Annotated in this window: 15 protein-coding genes and 1 other annotated feature; of the genes, 8 read left to right on the top strand and 7 right to left on the bottom strand. The window is 44.9% G+C overall.

Going from position 1 to position 19,267, the window contains the following annotated elements; translation table 11 throughout:
- Positions 1–333: 333 nt before the first annotated feature.
- The 3 genes from LPKJCM_RS02130 (at position 334) to LPKJCM_RS02120 (ending at position 5,260) form a co-directional block, all read left to right on the top strand.
- A complete protein-coding gene (locus tag LPKJCM_RS02130; RefSeq protein WP_057961620.1) occupies positions 334–2,100 on the top strand; it encodes a phosphatase PAP2 family protein in 1,767 nt (588 codons plus the stop codon).
- A 56-nt stretch (positions 2,101–2,156) separates the two neighbouring features.
- Positions 2,157–2,406, top strand: a binding site (T-box leader).
- Positions 2,407–2,582: 176 nt separating this feature from the next.
- Positions 2,583–3,965 (top strand): branched-chain amino acid transport system II carrier protein, encoded by a 1,383-nt coding sequence (brnQ, locus tag LPKJCM_RS02125; RefSeq protein WP_057961621.1) that lies wholly within the window; start codon positions 2,583–2,585, stop codon positions 3,963–3,965.
- Positions 3,966–4,045: 80 nt separating this feature from the next.
- Positions 4,046–5,260, top strand: coding sequence for a cation:proton antiporter (locus LPKJCM_RS02120; protein ID WP_057961622.1), 1,215 nt, complete (start codon positions 4,046–4,048; stop codon positions 5,258–5,260).
- Positions 5,261–5,352: 92 nt separating this feature from the next.
- Here LPKJCM_RS02120 and LPKJCM_RS13400 read toward each other — a convergent pair whose 3' ends face one another.
- The 3 genes from LPKJCM_RS13400 to LPKJCM_RS13390 form a co-directional block, all read right to left on the bottom strand.
- Positions 5,353–6,063 (bottom strand): ABC transporter permease, encoded by a 711-nt coding sequence (locus tag LPKJCM_RS13400; RefSeq protein ID WP_225364087.1) that lies wholly within the window; start codon positions 6,061–6,063, stop codon positions 5,353–5,355.
- Between the two features lie 18 nt (positions 6,064–6,081).
- Complete coding sequence (locus LPKJCM_RS13395; RefSeq protein WP_225364086.1) at positions 6,082–7,182, bottom strand: FtsX-like permease family protein; 1,101 nt, start codon at positions 7,180–7,182, stop codon at positions 6,082–6,084.
- Positions 7,183–7,262: 80 nt separating this feature from the next.
- Entirely contained in the window at positions 7,263–8,102 is an 840-nt protein-coding gene (locus tag LPKJCM_RS13390; RefSeq protein WP_225364085.1) for a hypothetical protein, read from the bottom strand.
- Positions 8,103–8,153: 51 nt separating this feature from the next.
- Between LPKJCM_RS13390 and LPKJCM_RS02110 the strand changes: the two genes are divergently transcribed.
- Entirely contained in the window at positions 8,154–8,726 is a 573-nt protein-coding gene (locus LPKJCM_RS02110) for a TetR-like C-terminal domain-containing protein (RefSeq protein WP_420844006.1), read from the top strand.
- A 20-nt stretch (positions 8,727–8,746) separates the two neighbouring features.
- Here the strand turns inward: LPKJCM_RS02110 and LPKJCM_RS02105 are convergent, their stop codons facing one another.
- Positions 8,747–9,229: a nucleoside 2-deoxyribosyltransferase gene (locus LPKJCM_RS02105; RefSeq protein WP_057961624.1), complete on the bottom strand. Its 483-nt coding sequence runs from the start codon at positions 9,227–9,229 to the stop codon at positions 8,747–8,749.
- A 212-nt stretch (positions 9,230–9,441) separates the two neighbouring features.
- Here LPKJCM_RS02105 and LPKJCM_RS02100 point away from each other — a divergent pair, with 212 nt between their 5' ends.
- The 3 genes from LPKJCM_RS02100 to LPKJCM_RS02090 all read left to right on the top strand — a co-directional run bounded on the left by LPKJCM_RS02100 (position 9,442) and on the right by LPKJCM_RS02090 (position 13,688).
- Positions 9,442–11,952 carry a DUF5776 domain-containing protein gene (locus LPKJCM_RS02100; protein WP_057961625.1) on the top strand — a complete coding sequence of 837 codons (2,511 nt, stop codon included), beginning with the start codon at positions 9,442–9,444 and terminating at the stop codon, positions 11,950–11,952.
- 88 nt (positions 11,953–12,040) lie between these two features.
- Entirely contained in the window at positions 12,041–12,496 is a 456-nt protein-coding gene (locus tag LPKJCM_RS02095) for a GNAT family N-acetyltransferase (RefSeq protein ID WP_057961626.1), read from the top strand.
- Positions 12,486–13,688 (top strand): MFS transporter, encoded by a 1,203-nt coding sequence (locus tag LPKJCM_RS02090; protein ID WP_057961627.1) that lies wholly within the window; start codon positions 12,486–12,488, stop codon positions 13,686–13,688. Before LPKJCM_RS02095 ends, LPKJCM_RS02090 begins: the two co-directional genes overlap by 11 nt.
- A gap of 109 nt (positions 13,689–13,797) precedes the next feature.
- Here the strand turns inward: LPKJCM_RS02090 and LPKJCM_RS02085 are convergent, their stop codons facing one another.
- Positions 13,798–14,958 carry a histidine phosphatase family protein gene (locus LPKJCM_RS02085; protein WP_057961628.1) on the bottom strand — a complete coding sequence of 387 codons (1,161 nt, stop codon included), beginning with the start codon at positions 14,956–14,958 and terminating at the stop codon, positions 13,798–13,800.
- Positions 14,959–15,092: 134 nt separating this feature from the next.
- Between LPKJCM_RS02085 and LPKJCM_RS02080 the strand changes: the two genes are divergently transcribed.
- Positions 15,093–16,160, top strand: a complete 1,068-nt coding sequence (locus LPKJCM_RS02080; RefSeq protein WP_057961629.1) for an exonuclease/endonuclease/phosphatase family protein — start codon at positions 15,093–15,095, stop codon at positions 16,158–16,160.
- A 110-nt stretch (positions 16,161–16,270) separates the two neighbouring features.
- Here LPKJCM_RS02080 and LPKJCM_RS02075 read toward each other — a convergent pair whose 3' ends face one another.
- Together LPKJCM_RS02075 and LPKJCM_RS02070 are read right to left on the bottom strand one after the other, a co-directional pair.
- Entirely contained in the window at positions 16,271–17,623 is a 1,353-nt protein-coding gene (locus tag LPKJCM_RS02075) for an aspartate aminotransferase family protein (RefSeq protein WP_057961646.1), read from the bottom strand.
- A gap of 16 nt (positions 17,624–17,639) precedes the next feature.
- Entirely contained in the window at positions 17,640–19,094 is a 1,455-nt protein-coding gene (locus LPKJCM_RS02070; RefSeq protein WP_057961630.1) for an APC family permease, read from the bottom strand.
- Between the last annotated feature and the right edge of the window lie 173 nt (positions 19,095–19,267).

The raw sequence follows: 19,267 nt of genomic DNA, 5'->3' as shown, positions 1-19,267 counted from the left end.
CTCATTGCATTTGAAGTATTCAAGAAGGTCCAGATCAAACCTAAGAGAAATTCTTAGGCTTGGCCTGGGCCTTCTTTGCGTCGCAATCATTCAGCACTTTTACCCACTTTTTACAAATCCTTTGCAGTCATTTTACGTTGTCCAAGTATACTAAAGATGAATCAGGAATGGCTATCAGGGACTATCTAAAGGATGGTGTAAATATGTCAACAATGTTATACGAAATCAAGCATACGCCCAAGTTGGGTTGGGAGATATCGTTTGTGGTTTTGCTGATACTTGTTGTTCTGATAATCGTTTCATAGAAATCATTTCATCTTGGGAGGATTAAGCATGGGAAGTAGACATAGCAGTACGATTCTGAAAACGGTTCTGAAAAGCGCCTTTGTGCTGACGTTGACCGGAGCCGCTGTTTTGGGTGCTCAAAATAATGATGTGAAGGTCAACGCCAAGTCGGATACCAGTGTATCCAGTGACTTGAAGCCGGTGGCCGCTTCATACGGGTACTTTGTCGATCACTACAAGGAAAACGTGAAAACCAACGCCACGCCGGACACTAATCCGGCAATCGCGTTGTTTGACAACACCTTTTTGACTTATTGGAATCCAACTGACGATACCAAAACCAATCAAAAAGTGCTCCAGGACAACTTGGATAAATCAATTCAGATTACTAACGGTGCATCACAGGCAGAAATTGACCGTTCCTACTTAACCGATCGTCGAGACTTGCGATATAACCTAATCAGTGGTTTTGGTCCATATGCGCCGGCGTTTATCAAGGATACCAACGCGCAGACTGATTTTAATGCTGTGCCTAATGTGCCACTTCCTGCTGGTTCACCCTACAGCTCGATGCAGTGGGCGGATGAAAATTCACCCCTTGGTTCTGCGGTTAAGTTAGTTGATATTGCAGAAGATTCGGCCTGGTCTGGGACCGGGACACCAAAGGCTTACATCAAGTTTACCCGTCCTTATCGTCAAAGCGATCAAGTCAAAGTTAATCCATACCTGAAGAATGTGATGGCTTCGGCTGCCGCCAACGATTACGATTTCCCAAGTGGGCATACAACCGCTGCTTTTGAAACCGGTGAAACATTGGCCTATCTATTCCCAGAACGCTATCAACAACTGATCACCCGTTCCTCAGAAGTCGGTTACGACCGGGTTCTGGCTGGACGCCACTCACCATTAGCGGTTATGGGCGGCCGGGTAATCGGCACGGCAATGACGGCTGCTACCTTGAATGATCCGGATAATAAGCAGCTGATTAATCAAGCCTACCAGGACACGCAAAAAGATTTGGCCAAAGCCCAGGATCAATCGGCTAAAGATGACTTTAGCGATTATCAAACCAACCTGAAAAATTACACCTATCGATTGACGTACGGCTTCTCGCCGATTGGTGACACCACTAAACCGATGGTTGTACCAAAGGGCGCTGAAGTCCTCTTACAGACCAGATTACCTTACCTAAACGCCACTCAAAGACGCGAAGTCCTCTACACCACTGGCATTCCATCAGGCTATCCAATGACTGATGATACTGAAGGCTGGGGTCGCTTGAACCTCTTTAAGGCGGCTAACGGATTTGGTACCTTTGTGGATAACCAAACTGTTAACATGGACGCTTCAAAGGGCGGCTATAATGCGGCTGACACTTGGAAGAACGATATTTCAGGAAATGGTGGCTTGACCAAGGAAGGGTCCGGTTCATTAGGCCTACTTGGTAATAACAGCTACAAGGGTGGCACCACAGTTAAGGCTGGGACGTTGGTTGCTGAAAACAACAACGCGTTGGGTCACGGTAATTTCACTTTGGCTGGCGGTCATTTAACCCTCTCAGCCAAGAATGTGAAGGTCAACGGCACATACACGCAAAGTGACAAGGGTGCTTTAAACCTCACTGCAGGCGACAAAGTTTCAGTCTCCGGTACAGCCAAGCTTGGCGGCCAACTGGTGCTTAAGAATGTCAAGGGCATCAAATCAGGGGTCACGATCTTTAAGGCCAATCGACTATCGGGCAAATTTGCCAACCAGTCACTGCCAAAAGGCTGGCACTTAACTTACACCAAGCACGATGTGAAATTAGTTAGATAAAACCTGTTGACACCCGAGAAGAAATGGATTAGTATTTAGGGCAATCAGGAACATGAGAATTTGCTAAGACGAGGAGAGTAGTCTCTTAGAACTTTTTCAGGGAGAATCGGGTAAGTGAGAACGATTCAAAAGTCTAAGTGGTGAAAGTAGCCTTCGAGCGACAAATGCGAGCGAGTCTGCGAGTGTTTGTTGGGAGCGCCCATTACAGCGCCAGTGTATCGCTGAATCTATTTGGCCGTACATGGTGAGTCGATAGCTGTGAAGCTGTCGAGAATTTGGGTGGTAACACGTGCAAACGTCCCTTAAGATCATATCGATCTTAAAGGACGTTTTTTATTTGCAGTTAAGGAGGCTTTGAAAATGAGATTATTTTTAAATCAGACTAAGTCAGGCGGCATTAGTCGAGTCACGAATCGTGAATTTGATCAGATTGGGATGCAATTAGGAATTTTGATGAATTTAACTTATAAGGAGCGCTCAATATGGAAAGTCAATCAAAGAAATTATCATTTAAACATTATCTCATCATTGGTTCAATGCTCTTCGGGATGTTCTTCGGGGCCGGAAATTTAATCTTTCCCATTCATTTGGGGCAGCTCGCCGGGGCTCACTGGTTCACTGCCGGAATTGGATTTTTATTAACCGGGACACTCTTGCCGCTGCTGGCAATCATCGCCATCGCGGTGACCCACAGCAACGGGATTTACGATTTAGCTAAGCCAATTGGCAAGCGCTATGCGACTTTCTTCATGGTGATGGTTTGTGCAACTCTGGGGCCGCTGTTTGCTACTCCACGGACGGCAACAACGCCATTTCAGATTGGCTTTGCCAGCCACCTCAGTGCTTCTCAACAACCAATGTGGCTGTTCATCTACTCACTGATCTTTTTTGGAATCACTTACTGGGCTTCCCGCAAACCAGCAGGAATTATTAATTCGATTGGGAAGATTCTGAACCCAGCATTTTTAGCCTTATTAGCCATTATCTTTACCATTGCCTTTTTGAATCCGATCAGCAAAGCGAATAATGCGCCCATTACCAGCGCTGCTTACCAGCATGGGTCAATCCTAAATGGGTTTTTGCAGGGATATAACACAATGGATTGTATTGCCGGCCTATTATTTGGGATTGCGATCATTACCGCAATTCGTGGGCTTGGCCAAACCAATGCTAAGGATATTTCAATGACGACCATCAAGTCGGGGGCCCTGGGCATTGGGCTGGAAGCACTCATCTACATTGGCTTGATTTGGCTTGGCGCAACCAGCCTCGGCAAATTCAGCCTTTCAATTGATGGCGGGATTGCCTTTAACCAAATCGCCAACCACTTCCTCGGGATTTTCGGTGAAGTCATCCTAGCAACCATGGCGACTTTGACTTGCCTCACCACCTCAGTTGGCCTGTCAACCTCCTTTGCCGAAGCACTGAATGCCAAATTCCCATTCATCTCGTACCGGACTTGGTTAATCATTGCCACCGGGCTGTCATTTGGGATTGCCAATTTTGGCCTTGATACGATTATTGCCTGGTCGACACCAATGCTGATGTTCCTTTACCCACTGGCAATTACGTTGATTATTCTCTCAATTGCCTCACCATTATTTGGTCATGACAATCGGGTTTACATCTGGACAACCATCTTCACGATTATTCCTGCTATTTTGGACGCTATCGCTGCAGCACCAGCAATCATTTCAAAGTCTGCTTTGGCAACCAGCATTCTCAAATTGGATGACTTCTTACCTGGTGCGTCACTTGGCATGGACTGGTTATTGCCGGCTGCTATTGGATTGATTATTGGACTGACGGTTCACTTTATCAGTGTATTAAGCAGGGCTCGAACCACGCAGATTCAAAAGGATTAGTTTAGTAAGCCACACATATAAAGATTCATTACTGACACATAGTTGAGCAACACAGCATTTTAGTGAGGGGAGGTTATCATATGGCATTTATCGGTGCCCTGTGTCTGCTGCTGGTCTTGACTACACTTGCGGGGCATTTATCAAATCGGATTGGGATTCCAGCCGTTATTGGCCAGATTCTGGTGGGGATCCTTGTCGGCCCAGCAGTGCTCGGCTGGATTCACTTGGATTCAATGATTAATCTGTTTTCCCAAATCGGCGTGATTATCTTGATGTTCATCGGTGGGCTGGAAAGTAATTTAAAGCTGCTGCGGAAATATTTACGGCCGGCGATTATCGTTGCGATTATTGGCGTGATTTTTCCAGTCGTGATGATTGGGGCAGCCTGCTTAGAATTTTCCTTCTCGCCGCTTGAAGCAATCTTTATCGGCGTGGTCTTCAGTGCAACCAGTGTTTCGATTTCGGTTGAAGTTCTCCGGGATTATAAGTCGCTGGATACCAAAGAAGGCGCCACAATTCTTGGCGCGGCGGTTGCAGACGATATCATTGGGGTGATCCTGTTATCGATCATGATCAGCGTGATGGGGACTGCGGGCGTGAAAACCAGTGGCGCCTCAACCAGCTTGACGCTCATTTTTGCTGAACAGCTTGCCTTTTTCGCTTTAACCTACCTCATGGTTAAGTGGATTGTTCCCTATCTAATGCAGATTGGCGAACGCCTGCTGATGGCCTCCAGTGTCACGATTACCTCAATGGTGATTTGTCTGGGAATGGCCTACATTGCTGAAGCAGTTGGGCTCAGTGGGGCAGTTGGTGCCTTTTTTGCCGGGATTGCTGTTGCCCACACGCCTTATCGTGAAACGATTGAGAATCACATGGAGCCGATTGGTTACGCGGTCTTTGTCCCAATGTTTTTTGTCAGCATTGGCCTCAACATGTCGTTTGCAAACATCGGCCACTCCCTGGTATTTGTGGGCGTAGTGACCTTTCTCGCATGTATCAGCAAACTATTCGGCTGTGGGCTAGGAGCGCTTATTAATGGCTTTAACCTCAATAGCAGTTATATGATTGGTTCGGGGATGATTTCTCGAGGTGAAATGGGATTGATTACCGCCCAAATTGGTTTTTCTTCTGGCTTGTTATCAAGCTCGTACTACTCAGACCTCATTTTAGTCATTATTCTTTCCACCCTAATTGCGCCATTCTTGTTGAAGCACGCAATTCACCTGCTGCTTGCCGATGACAAGGCTGATTTGTCGTTGGGTGTGGAAGACGGGGTGCCAAGTGATCATTAGTTAAAATAATGAATAATGATCAAGTATCAAAGAAAAGCTAGAATGTCAGAATCAAATCGACATTCTAGCTTTTCATTTGCTGATAGAAGCTATTAATTAGTTGATTTCAAGGCTCCCAGCATATCAACTCGATTGATTTTTCGAGCCATAAATGCCATGACCACAATGGAGAAGAGCAGTGTCATGAGGCCTGATGTGCCAAGATTGGTCCACAGTAGTGTCAGGCTTGCCATCGCGGTATCGGGTGGTAGCGTCTGCATAATGTAGTAATGAAGCCAGGCACCCGCAACAAAGCCTAATAAGACACCCGCTAAACTTAAAATGAAGGTTTCTCGATAGACATACATCACCACTTCCATCGGGTAGAAACCAAGCACCTTAATCGTTGATAGTTCACGAATTCGTTCGGAAACGTTGATATTTGTCAGGGTGAATAGGACCACAAATTCCAGCATCGATGCGGCGCCAATGATAATTAAAACCAGGTGATTCAAACCGCTGAGAATGTTATTGATGGTCGTTTTGGCATCATCAGACTGGACAGTTGTTAAGGAAGCTTTCTGGCGTGCAAGCCGACGAGATACCTGATTAATATTTTTTGCTGACCGATTTTTCAACCTTAACATTTGCGCATTGTATTGGACGGCGTGGTGGAAGACCTTGTTGTAGTATGAAGCGTTCATATAAAGTGAATGACCGGCATACATCTCGGTGATCCCCGCAATCTTTACTTTATATTGCTGGCCATTGGACCGTTTAATTGATAAATAGTCACCAACTTTTAAGTTGCTTAACTGGGCCATTTTTTTGGTGATGATAGCTCAATTCGTAGAAAGGTGGAGGGCCTTTTTTGTATCCGGATTCCTTAGGTTGACAAAGTCGTGAAAATTGTTAGTTGACTTAGGAACCATCATTGAAATTGATTGGTTGCTGGAAGTGCCTTGTGGCCGTGAAGTAACCGTTTCATAATAAATGGATGCGTGCTGCTTCATGTCTGCCAAGTGGTCGACCTTCCGCTTATAATTAGCAATTGCTTGATCGCTGGAAACAGGATTGTAGACACCAATGATATCGTAGTGAATGATATCTTTATATTGGGTATCTACGATGCCATTTAGCGAATCACGGATGCCAAAGCCGGTAATTAGAAGTGCTGTGCAACCCAGTACACCCAGAATTGTCATGATCATTCGTGATTTATAGCGAGCTAAATTCCGAATAGTGACCTTGTAATTAAATGAAAGATGATGCCAGATGAATGGGAATCGTTCTAGGAAGACTTTTGAACCGGCCTTTGGTGGCTTAGGCAACATGAGGACGGCAGGCTGATCTTTCAACATAATGACGGTTGCCAAAATTGCTGGGATTAAGGTGCAGATAAGTGAAAGGATGATGGAGATACTAATCCAAAACGGCGAGGGTGGCGTCTGGAAATTGGGAATGGTGAAATTAGCCGCGTAAGCAGAAAATATTTTTCTGGGTAACAGGCTAGTCCCCAGAAAAGCGCCCAGTGTCGATCCGAGAACGCCAGCAAAAATTCCATAAACCAGAAAGACTTTCATAGTGTCAAACCGTGTGTATCCAAGGGCTCGTAAGACGCCAATAACCTCCCGCTTTTCAGTTGCCATCCGGGACATGGTAATTAGGCTGACCATAATTGCGACCGCAAAGAAGATAATGGGGAAGGTATTTGAGAGGACATCAATTCGCTTCGCATCCTCTCCGAATTGATTGTAGCCAGCGTTGTAATCATTTCGGCTTTGAATTTGATAGGTGATGTCTTGAAGGGCGGTAATCTTTGAACGACTCGTGTTAAGTTGCGATTGACCAGCGCTCAATCGACGGGTCGCGTAACTTAGTTTTGATTGAGATTGCTGAAGCTGACGTTGTTTGGTTTTCAGCTGTGCTTCTTGAATCGCCAACTGCTCAGTTGGGATGATTCCCGCTTGTTGGGCTTGGTTGAGAGACTGTTTAGATTTTGCGAGTTGGCGCTGTGCAACTGTTAGCTGTTTTTTTGCTGGTTCAGCCGTTTGGTTTTGGCATCCAGTTGCCTTTGGCGTTGATTAATATTGGTAAGTGCCGTTTGTTTGAGTTGTTGTTGGCGAAGTTTTGCACGGTTATCCAGCCGGTTTTCCACTTGGCTTACATTTTTGCGGACCGTATTTTCATATTGGTTTGAGTAGCTCTCACCATGAACATTATTGTAGGTGAATTTGGCAAAGGTTGGCTGATGACTGGTAAAGGCCGCCTTGTCAAGTACGCCGAAAGTATCCACTTGACCTACTCCTGCAGAGGTGACGCCTAGATTCTGCTTCATTAAATAATCACTGGAAGTGATAAATCCAACAACTCGATAAGTCGTCTTTTTCAAACCACTAACACTTGCTTGATCCTGGTTGTTTACCAGCTTAATGTGTTGACCGAGTTTGTAGTGATGATTTTCGTGATTACTTATGGCAGTTTCAGATGATCGCTTAGGTAATCTTCCGCTGACTACCTGACTAATTGAGACCTGGCTGGTAGAAGAAGACAGGCGAATCACCTGATTGGTGTCCTTGATAACGGCGTCTTTAGTCGTGCCGAATTGAATATCTTTGATATGTGGGAGATTGCGCATATATGGCTGATCGGCGGCTGAAATACCAACATTACTGGAAATCATAGCGTCTGCCATCTTGTGCGTTGTGTAATAATGATCGCCAGTTGTCCGCATGTCAGGCCCGGTCATTTTTAAGCCAACCAAAACGAATACACCCAGCCCCAGTAAGGTCGTAATTGACACAAACCTGGCAAAGGAAAATTTAAACTCTCTGAAAATGTTCCGCCATAAAGTTGTTTTCATGTTAATCACCTACCATTCGATTTGTTCAATCGGCGTTGGGTGGGCGTTGAGTTGATCTTGAACAACCTTGCCATCACTAATTTCAATGACGTGGTCCGCCATCGGAGTACATTTTACGCCCACTATCAAGATAAAGACGCAATGGTTGACCATTTTGAAAATCAGATTTTAACCGATATTCGTGGGCTAATGAACGATCATTTAGAAGAGACAATGAAATTTCAGAGTATTTCCGATCATTCATTTCAGACATATCCCGTGGTCGATCAAATTATTGAATACATCAATCATGAATTTGATCTGATTCGCGTACTTTTGGGACCTAAGGGGGATCATCACCTTGAAGAAAAGGTTGAGAGTCTGTTAATGGAAATTATTGACGCCGACCTGTTTAGGCTTAAAGGAAAAATGGGAATGACTCGCGAAATCCCCGATAACTTTGCCCACAAAATTATTGTTTCTGGGTTAATGAGTATTATTAAGGTCTGGTTGTTGGAAGGCAATCCTGAGTCTCCAGAAGAGATTTCCAAGATTATCATGAAAACCCGTTATATGAGTCCCTATGACTTGTTAGGAATTGATGAAAAGCCGACTAAAAAAGCCATCAGTCAGCGGAAAGGCTAGACTGATGGCACGCTATAAAACTATAGGACCTTTTTGTCGGTGTATTTCTGCTCTAAGTTGTTGAAGTTATAACTCTTGAGATTTTGAATATCGTCTTTGCCATTAAAGAATGCGGTGTAGCTTCTGGCCAACATCAAATTCAGCTGACTGTTCTCGCCAAACTGAACCATAATAACCGGGATGTTGGCTTCGTGAGCTGAACCAATTTCAAAGATGGTGCCTGAATCTGGTTCGGTTAAGCCTTCTTCCAATTGATAATCCAAGATAGCAACGACGACATCTGCTTTATGTACTTGGCGCATATCTGACGCGAAGACTGCGTCCTGCCATTTGAAGCTGCCAAAAGGTTCTGATTCAAATTGGTGATCCTGTGGGATGAAGATGCCGTCAGCGTCGATAGTTGGGTTTTGTTTGAGTAAGGCAACCACTTGGGCGATGCGGTCTTTTTGACCATCACTGAAAAATGGGGATGCAAGGTAGACTTTGTTTTTGTAGGTTGACATGGGTGACTCCTCCTTATTTAATTATATTGTACATGAAACCTTGGGAAAAAGCTGATGAAATCACGATTTTGGACTGATGCCGATGCTAACCATTAGATTTTGGCCTCTATTCACCCTGATTACTTTCAGTTTAGGCCTTTGAGCCATCTTCATGATTGAAATGACCTAACTGGACTATTACAATGGAAGTAGACATATGGGGGGAAGTTAATATGGTTAAACAGCAAAATAATTTATTAAGGGGTTCAGAGCATTTAAATGCAACCGTTTTAAAACTAATGATGGTAGTCGTCGTTGGACTATTTAGTTTTCTAATGGGTGCCAGTTTATTAATAAGTCAAGTTAGGGCTGATGACACAACGTTTAAGAGCCCGTTTAATTACTCGACGACTCTGAGCCCGAATGCTACGTATAGTGGTAATCAAGCAATTAACATGAAGTTTTTGCTTGGTAAGCCCGCTGGGATTCAGGCGGGGGATCAAATTAAAATTTCTATGAAGAAAGTTAATGGAACGGCTGGATTTGATATGAATTCGCTGCAGATTAATGCCGTTTCATCGGGGAACTTCTTCAATGTGTCGACGGATCCAAACAGTGATCCAGCCACAGTTGTTTTGACTGCCAAAGCCGGAGTTGATTACGGCAGCTTAGCTAAAGCTGGCGTTTCAATTTATATGAAGCCGTCAGTTGATGATGCCAACAAAAAAGCGACCGTTCAGTACCCGGTTGAAGTGACCTATAATCGCGGTAATCAGTCCGCAAAGATTGATCAGTTTAACCTAAACGTCAATAACATCCCCGGAGATTCAGGCGGGGGTGCCAATACGCTCAGTCAAGAAATTTTTGGCGGGCTAGGCGGCCTAACTGCGCCATCGGGTTTTAATGCAAAGGGTGAAAGCCCATGGGACGGGAATTTCTATGCGTATACAGCTCAGGGATCGGACGTCCAAGCGGATGAAAACTTGCTTTACTGGTATAGTCAAAATGCTACGGTTGCATGGGCCCAGATTACTTTACCAAGCAAGCCTGAGAAAGTGCCAAAGTCTTTTACTTGGACGCTATCTTCCTCTAAACCAGAAAGCAATCCAATCAGTGATCCAAAGAGCCTTAAGGTATACGAAAATCCTAATAATACAACCCCACTTCCGAATACGCCCACTGTGAAGTGGACCGTATCTAGCGTGGACGGCAAAGTCGTCTTTAAAATTGACAATTTGGGTGCTGCTGACGCTGGCAGGAGTTTAAACATCCCATTTGCTGTTAAAACGAGTTCAGTTAATGATAAGTTGATTATTACTTCGAAAGTTTCTGACATCAGCAACCACACAACCGTTAATGATAAGACAGCTCAGATGATGTATAACAGCACAATTGGTGCGGGCTTTATACCACTGTTACAGGTAAACGATGTTAAAGTAACGTTGTCTAATGCCCGTAAATTGTTATTCAATAATAATAGCCAGACGTTGAAGCCGGCCGCAAACATCTTAAGTCAGTTTGCTAGCACAAGCGATAATAATGACCCGCAAACGACTGATACTTTAAATTTTGGCTACGGGTACGATTACCAATCTACACTGGCCTATAACCAAATTAAGGCCGGCCAAACCTACACGATTCCAATCTATGCAAGCAATGAAAATGGGGATACACAAACCAAGTATGCCAAGCTAACGGTTACCCCTGACACCGATCAGTTGACCAATTTAAATGCCAGCTTTGTGGATGTCGATGGTCAAACCAGTTTTCCAAACAATAACTTCACTCTGACGCCAACAGCTGACACAAAATTGGGTGATACTTGGAATCTGACTAAGATTTTGACCTATGGGACAATACCAGCCGGATATCACCTAGCTTCCGGCAGTGAATTGAATGGCAAGGTTCAGCCAACGGTGGTTTGGGGGACGACTGGGTCACCAGTACAGATTTATGTTAAAAAGAATTCAGTGACGCCGACGCCCAATCCGAGTCCGACACCAAATCCAACTCCAAGCCCAACGCCAACTCCAAGTCCGTCCCCAACCCCGGCGCCAAAAGGAACCGTTGTGTACGCGTTAAAGAAAATTTTTCTCTACCAAAATACAACCTTTAGTACCCAGGAGCGGCGGGCAGGCTACGTTTCCAAGCCGCGAGTCTACCGGCCAATGTTTGTCGTAACTGGATATGGCCACTCCACAAATGGTCGTTTACGTTACCAAGTTCGCGATGTGAACCATTTGACCAAGAACCGCGGCAAGACCGGCTATATCACTGCGCAGTGGGCATATGTTCGCCCGGTCTATTATCAAACGGATCATAGCACCGTGACGGTTATCAATCCAAGGGGCGTGAATGCCTATATGTACAAGAATTTAACTGCGAAGGTTAGAAATTATCGACAAGGAACGGTGCTTCACGTCACGAAGATTGTTCATCATAATCTCACCACCCGTTATGTTCTGACAAATGGCCAATACATTACCGCAAACCGGAAACTGGTCACGATGAATCAGCAAGCACAACCGCGTTATATCAAAGTTAAAAAAGCAATCTACCGGTATCAAGATGTTAACCTGAGTAAGCGTAACCGCCACACTCACTTCAAGAAAGGCACCAGGATTAAGATCAAAAACTATGATTATTCTCACGCAAACAGCGTGTCTAATCACTGTGCCCTGAGGTATCACATTGCTGGTGGTTACATTACCGGAAACGCTAAATATGTGAAGATTGTAAAGTAACTTGAATTGAAAAATGGTATTCCACCTCGGAATACCATTTTTGTTTTACAATAGGGGCTAAAAGAATGTTCAAAGGAGTGGACCAACTATGATCGAGCACGTTCATGGAATAAAAGGCGACAAGCTAAATCAAATTGCACAAATCTGGTTGGATGCCAACCTGGATGCCCACTCTTTTATCAATCCGACTTACTGGATTGATTATTATGACGGGGTGAAAAAAGAACTTGCCAAAGCCGAACTGTTTCTTTATACAGAAGATAGCCGGATTGAGGGATTTCTGGGTATAGAAGGGAACTATATTGCCGGACTGTTTGTTGCCAAGCAAGCTCGTGGTCATGGAATCGGTTCCCAATTATTAAATGCTGCAAAACAAACCCGAACTGAATTAACCTTATCAGTGTACGAAAAAAATTCACAAGCTTACCATTTTTATGTTGAACAAGGCTTCCAAGAAGAGAACCACGAACTTGATCAGGTTACCGATGAGTTCGCGGTTAATATGAAATGGGCAAAGGATGGAGGTGTCAGAGATGGCAGATAGTAAAGTGCAACCAAAAATGGGGAATACCGGCTTTATCATCTTTTTGGCCTTTTTGAGTGCATTTGTGCCCCTTTCGACTGACTTGTATTTACCGGCACTTCCTGAGATGACGACCTTTTTTGCGGTTCCCGAAATTGTCATGAACCTGACGTTGATTCTGTTTTTCGTGTTTTATTCAATTGCTACGCTGTTCTGGGGGCCATTAAGTGATCGGTACGGTCGACGGCCCATTTTATTGGTTGGTCTAACATTGTACATGTTAGCCAGCATTCTCTGCGAAATTGCAGCAAACGCCTATGAAATCATCATTTTCCGGATCTTTCAGGCAATTGGCGGTGGGGTAGCCACCACGGTTGCGACGGCGGTCATTAAAGATGTTTTCGTCGGTCGAAAACAGGAAACAACCTTGGCGATTGTTCAGTCGATGGTCGTGATTTCACCCGCTGTTGTACCGGTAATTGGCTCACTGCTGCTGACGTTTATCTCTTGGCGCGGGATCTTTTTTGCTCAGGCATTGCTTGGACTATCGGTGATTTATGGAGCGGTTATCTTTAAGGAAACCCACGCTTCACAACGTGGGACCATTAGTGTGATGAAATCGTTTGGCCGTCTTGGCGCATTATTGACCAATCCAGGCTTTACCGCGCTTTTGGTGAATTTTTCACTCATCTCGATTGTGTCGTTATCATATATTTCATCATCTTCCTACATTTTTCAAAATACGTTCCATCTTAGTAGCCGTGTGTTCAGCCTATTCTTCTCGTTTAATGCAATTGGGATGCTGCTTGGGCCCCTAGTCTATATTCCACTTTCAAAGTATATTGACCGGTTTACAATTATTTATGCTTCCTTTGGGATTACAATAATTGCTGGAATCCTGGTTCTGGTTTTCGGTCAAATGACGCCAGTGGCCTTTGCGTTGACCCAATTTCCAGCAACCCTGGCCAGCAGTGCGGTTCGACCACCAGGAACTTACTTAGTATTGAAGCAGGAGGAAAACGACAACGGTTCTGCCTCTGCCCTGTATAGCGCCGGCGGAACCATCTTTGGCAGCATTGGTATGGTAATCGTGTCGGTGGCCGAGGCAACCCCGGTAGCGGCCATTGCTTGGATTAATATCGTGATGGGCGCGATCTGTGCACTACTACTGTTGGTGTCAATGACGTTTTTGAGAAAGAAGATTGTGGTGTAGAATCAACTATTTCCATGAGATGGGTGAGGGTGTCATCAAAAAAACGGCGTCCGGGACAATTGTCCTAGACGCCGTTTTGAGAATTGTTTGAATTTTTGTTCGTGTTGGGTTACTTCAATACTTTAACCGTTGTGGACTTATTGCCAAAGACGGTCTGGCTAATTTGATCTGAATTCATGTTCAATGACTTGGAAGCGTCCCTTGGGGTTGAAGTCAATTTAAGATTCATACCCTTTTTGAGTTTGTTTAAAGTGCCTTTACTTAATTTAAACGCAAAGTTTCCGTTTAAGTTTGCGTTAGCCTTCTTTAAAGTTGAGCCCTTGGTGTTTTGCAGTACCAGCGAGGCACCAGTTGAAGTCGAACCGGAAACCTTATTCTTATTTAAGTAGAACTTGTTAACCTTAAGGGTGTTCTTTGGCAGCTGCTGCAACGCTGCTCCTTTGTTGATGGTATACAGGATCGTCTTGTCGGTAACGTTTGATGGGAAATAGAACTGGCCGTTCTTGTAGGTGACCTTCATGGTTGCTTCGTTGCCCCAATTAACGAACCCAGGGACTGTATAGTTCTTTTGAGTTGATAGCCATTCTGGAATCGACATGCCTGAACTGACCACTAAGACGTTACCACTTGTTTTCGCTGCTTTTTGGGCGATATAAGTTAGTTCGGTGTTCATCCGATCAATCACTTGAGTTGAGCTTTCCGCTTTTAGTGATTCCGGAAGCGTCGGGTCACTGTATTGGCCAAAGTCAACCGTTTCGGCAGCATGATAAGCGTCTTGAAGTGCAGGCCAGAAGTCCTTACCCAGTGCTTGCTGGGCCTTACCGAAGTCTTGTGGACCGGAGTAAGTGCCGGCTGGTCTTAATAGTGGCATCGTGACCTTGTTGACATCATCGTATTTCTGACCTTCAAAACTACCATAGCCGCCTTCGCGTAAATTAGCGTTCCAGTTAACCTTCAAGTTGCCGTTACCGGATGACTGTAAGGCATAAGTTGCCGTTCGGAAAGTCCGCATGTTGTCTGCTGAATAGGCAGCCTTGAATTTCAAGCCATACAGGCCATAACCAAGTTGATGAGCAACGGAAACCCCGGTATCAGTTAACGGACTGTCTGCCCAGCCTTGGCCGCGACCGTTAACATTAAACATTGTTTGACCGTGACGGGTTAAGTAAATGTTAACCGTCTTGGCGGAAACCGTTTGCGATGACGTTTCCACACCAATACTCAGTGCCCCAGCAAATAAAAGTGCAAACCCAAAATGTGATTTCTTCATGATGACCCCTCCTAAAGGATGAACAAATATACCTAAAGTTTATCATTAAAGCCTTGTAAACGATACCAATATTTCGAAATATTTTTAGATTGTTCGGCCGTTGATTTGATATGATATTAGGTATGGAGGGTCCTATGAAAAAATTCTGGAAAGCACTTTTACTCATTGGTTCTGGTCTACTAATTCTCGTGGGTGGCTACGCGGCTTACGTTTATTTGACATATCACCGCGTGCCTGACAATGTTAAATTAAAACCGGTTAATCGAAACTCGCAAATACTACGGACAAACCACCCCTACAAAGCGATGACCTTTAATATTGGTTATGCCGCCTATCCGGATAACTATTCCTTTTTCATGGATGGTGGCAAATACTCGCGAGCATTTAGCAAGTTATCTGTCTTGGATGATCTCAATGGCATTTATCAAGCTGTCGAACAAGTTGATCCAACATTGATGTTCTTCCAAGAGGTCGATACCAACGGTGACCGCTCATTTCATGTCAATGAGGTCCAGTGGCTAAAAGACCGGATGAGCAGCTATTCGAGCGTCTATGCCCAAAACTATGATTCTGCCTACCTGTTTTACCCACTCACCCGGCCAATTGGCAAGGCGCGATCGGGATTGCTGACCCTTGCCAAAGCTACAATTGAGGATAGTACCAGATATCAGCTGCCGATTGATACCGATTTTAATAAATTCATGGATTTGGACCGGGCAATTTCAGTCACCCACATCCCGGTCAATAACGGGCGTCAGTTAGCGGTTATCAACCTGCATTTATCGGCCTTTACAAAAAATGCGAAGGTGAGAAAGGCCCAGGTTCGTAAGCTGTTTGCTAAAATGACCACGGAACAGCAGGCAGGAAATTACGTGATTGTCGCAGGTGATTATAACCATGATATGTTGGGCAACAGTCCGGCAGTCTTTCACACGACTAGCAAGCCAATGAATTGGACTCATCCGTTTCCGGCTGATCAGCTGCCAAAGGGGTTCAGAATTGCCAAACAGGGATTAGCCGAGGCGAAGATGCCTTCAGTACGGGCGAATGGGACACCGTATCAGCCGGAAAAGACCTTTACGTCGGTCATTGATGGTTTTATTCTTTCAGACAATGTTCAGGTTAACCGTGTTCATGTCAAGTCGTTAGGATTTAAAAACTCTGATCATAATCCGGAAATACTGGACTTTGAACTGAAGTGATCAAGCATAAAAAATAAGTAAAATATGTGCTATAAGTGAGCTGAGGATAAATGAAAAGGCACGAATCTCAAATTGGGATTCGTGCCTTTGATTGTATCGAATTATGTTATTTACCAGCCAATCTTGCCAGTATTCTTGGGGATCGTAACCTCACCATTTTCAACGGCGGTAAACGCGTCGTCAAGCACTTGGAGCGCTCGGTCAAGTTGTTCTCTTGGAATGACCAATGGCGGCTGAAAACGCAGGATATTGCCTGCTAAGGTGATAATAACGACGCCGTGAGCAAAGGCATAGTAGATGACTTTAGTGGCAGCATCACTGTCGGGTTCCTTAGTCTTTGGATCTTTAACCAATTCGATCCCGCCATTGAGTCCCCACATCCGGACATCACCAATCATTGGGTGACGTTGCTGCATCTCTAAGAAGCGTTGTTTGGCGTATGCACCATCCGTGGCGGATTTTTCAACTAAGTGCTCATCTTCAATCACATCCAAGGTTGCTAAAGAGGCGGCAGAACAAACCGGGTTGCCGGCAGTGGTAAACAGATGAGCGGGCGCATCGAGACTCTGCATGACTTCTTCTTTACCGATAACCGCACTTAACGGCATTCCGGATGCCAGTGACTTGCCAACAGACATCAAATCGGGTTCGATGTCTTTGAATTGTTGAATTGACCACATCTTCCCGGTTCGACCAAGTCCTTGATTAACCTCGTCAATTGCAAACAAAATTCCGTGCTCATGACAGAATTTGTAGACCAACTGCATGTATTCTTCAGGGGCTTTAATGATGCCGCCGTCACCTTGAATTGGTTCGATCAAGACACAGGCAGTTTCGTCAGCTGGTAAGAAGGATTCAAAGGGTTTCTTGAATTCGTTGAAATACCGCAGTGAAACATCGTGTTCGGATTCTCCCGGATAAGTTCGATAAGAATCAGGGTACGGGACGTGCACCACGCTAGGCAGCATTGGCCCAATCTTACGGGTTATGTTCAGGCTGCTTCCCGATAGGGTTTGCGAACCATAGGTCGATCCATGATAGGAACCCATATAAGAAACGATGTATTGCCGGCCAGTGTAAGCTCTCGCAAACTTGATAATTGCGTCGTTTGCATCTGAGCCAGAGTTACCGAAGCTCACCATTTTTGGTGAATTTCCCGGCGCAATTTTCGCTAATTTTTCAGAAAGTTCCATTCCGGGAACATGGTGGAAATAAGCAGGCGTATAATGGATCAGTTTTTGAGCTTGATCGGCAATCGCTTTGACGACTCTTTCATGGGTGTGGCCAACGTTGATTGCCGAGGCGCTTGCCAGCAAATCAATGTATTGGTTGCCGTCGACGTCCACTAAAGTTGCACCGTGGGCGTGATCAATGACCAAGTTATAGTAATTGATACGTGCCGAACGGGCATAATACTTGTTTTCTTCATTAATTAATTTAGACGCTTTGCCTAATTTGCCCATGAAATCACCAGCCTTATTAATCTTTTTCGTGTTCAGCCATTTTATCAAGCGTTGCCGTGGAGTGATTCATCCCATATGCGAAGTAAATAATCATGCCTAAAATGAACCAGCCCAGTGCGTATGTCTTTGCTTGAATATCCAAGCCCCAGAAAATACCCAGTGCGCCTAAAAATCCAAGTGCTGGCAATACCGGGTAAAGCGGCATCTTGAAACTTGGCATTGGAATGTCCTTTCCTTCACGTGGTCGCAGGGCATAGACACCCAAAGAAACGAACATGAAAGCAATCAAGGTCCCAGCGGAAATCAGTTGAGCCAAGAAAGTGAACGGGAAGAAGGCACCTAACGCAATTGCGATGATGGTCAAAACAATTAATGCCCGGTTAGGTAAGTTGTTATCCAGTTTGCCAAGCCACTTAGGCAGCAAGCCGTCACGGCCAAATGAGTAGATTAGACGTGATCCGGCAAGCATCATCCCGATGAGGGCGGTAAACATCCCGACAACCGCGATAGCCTGCACCACTGTGGCAACGAGCGCGTGACCACTTTGACGAAGGGCCCAGCCAACTGGTTCAGCGTTGTTGGCATAATCGGAGTATTTGAACATGCCGACAAGCACTAAGGCAACGGAGATAAATAGGATAACGGCGATAACCAGCGAACCAAGGATTCCACGTGGCATGGTCTTTTGCGGATTCTTCGCTTCAGCTGAGTTGGCAGCGATGGAGTCAAAACCGATGTAAGCCAGGAAGATCTCAGAAACTCCAGCATAGATTCCTTGCCAGCCACCAAATGCGGAACCATCAGCGTTAACGTGATACTTGGGAATAAACGGTGTGTAATTAGCGGATTTGATTGCAGTGGCGCCGACGAAAATAAAGACTAAAATAGCAATCACTTTTAAAATCACGAGCGTGTTTTCGACTCGGGCAGTTTGAGAAGCACCACGGGAGAGTAAAGTTGTAACTAAGATAATAACAATAATAGCAACAAGATCCATCAAGCCACCGTTATTTCCGGTTGAAGCAGTTGAGAGTGCCTTGGGGAGGTCGAATCCTAACGGCGAAATTAACCCTTGGAAGTTGGCGGAAAGCCCGGAAGCCACGAAGGCCACGGCAATGAAATACTCAGCGAGCAGTGCCCAACCGGCAATCCAGCCCCAGAATTCACCGAAAACAACGTTAATCCATGAATAGGCAGATCCGGCAAACGGCATTGCTGCAGCCATTTCAGCGTAGGCGAAGGCGACAATTCCGGCAACAATTGCGGCTGCTAAAAATGAAAGGGCAACGGCGGGACCGGCATGTTGAGCGGCAACAACGCCGGGCAACGTAAAGATGGACGTGGAAACGATCGTCCCAACACCAAGTGCCAGGAAATCTTTGGTGGTTAAGCTTCGAATTAAATGAGAATCCTTATCTTGATAGACAAGCGGATCTTCTTTTCGAAACATTTTTTCAGTTAAACTGCTCATATCATCACTCCTAATCTTTCTATAGAAATATCCGCTAAACGAAAACTTTGCGTAATAACAAACCAGGTCCTTTGGAAACCCCAGAAACCACAGTTTGTAAATACGAAAACGATCGCGGGTTTCTTCCTCGATCAACAAATATGTAGATAAATCGGCGAATTCGCATTCAGCAT

The sequence above is a fragment of the Lentilactobacillus parakefiri genome, assembly GCF_002157585.1.
Lineage (GTDB): Bacteria > Bacillota > Bacilli > Lactobacillales > Lactobacillaceae > Lentilactobacillus > Lentilactobacillus parakefiri.
The sequence above is the reverse complement of the archived record's forward strand: the minus strand, read 5'-3'. Positions and strand labels throughout refer to the sequence as shown.

Bases quoted from the DNA above. Each gene is read 5' to 3' on its own strand.
- LPKJCM_RS02080 (WP_057961629.1), top strand. From the start codon at position 15,093: ATGAAAAAATTCTGGAAAGCACTTTTACTCATTGGTTCTGGTCTACTA.
- LPKJCM_RS02070 (WP_057961630.1), bottom strand. From the start codon at position 19,094: ATGAGCAGTTTAACTGAAAAAATGTTTCGAAAAGAAGATCCGCTTGTC.
- LPKJCM_RS02095 (WP_057961626.1), top strand. From the start codon at position 12,041: ATGATCGAGCACGTTCATGGAATAAAAGGCGACAAGCTAAATCAAATT.
- LPKJCM_RS13400 (WP_225364087.1), bottom strand. From the start codon at position 6,063: ATGGCCCAGTTAAGCAACTTAAAAGTTGGTGACTATTTATCAATTAAA.
- LPKJCM_RS02085 (WP_057961628.1), bottom strand. From the start codon at position 14,958: ATGAAGAAATCACATTTTGGGTTTGCACTTTTATTTGCTGGGGCACTG.
- LPKJCM_RS02120 (WP_057961622.1), top strand. From the start codon at position 4,046: ATGGCATTTATCGGTGCCCTGTGTCTGCTGCTGGTCTTGACTACACTT.
- LPKJCM_RS13390 (WP_225364085.1), bottom strand. From the start codon at position 8,102: ATGAAAACAACTTTATGGCGGAACATTTTCAGAGAGTTTAAATTTTCC.
- LPKJCM_RS02105 (WP_057961624.1), bottom strand. From the start codon at position 9,229: ATGTCAACCTACAAAAACAAAGTCTACCTTGCATCCCCATTTTTCAGT.
- LPKJCM_RS02130 (WP_057961620.1), top strand. From the start codon at position 334: ATGGGAAGTAGACATAGCAGTACGATTCTGAAAACGGTTCTGAAAAGC.
- brnQ (WP_057961621.1), top strand. From the start codon at position 2,583: ATGGAAAGTCAATCAAAGAAATTATCATTTAAACATTATCTCATCATT.
- LPKJCM_RS02090 (WP_057961627.1), top strand. From the start codon at position 12,486: ATGGCAGATAGTAAAGTGCAACCAAAAATGGGGAATACCGGCTTTATC.
- LPKJCM_RS02075 (WP_057961646.1), bottom strand. From the start codon at position 17,623: ATGGGCAAATTAGGCAAAGCGTCTAAATTAATTAATGAAGAAAACAAG.
- LPKJCM_RS02100 (WP_057961625.1), top strand. From the start codon at position 9,442: ATGGTTAAACAGCAAAATAATTTATTAAGGGGTTCAGAGCATTTAAAT.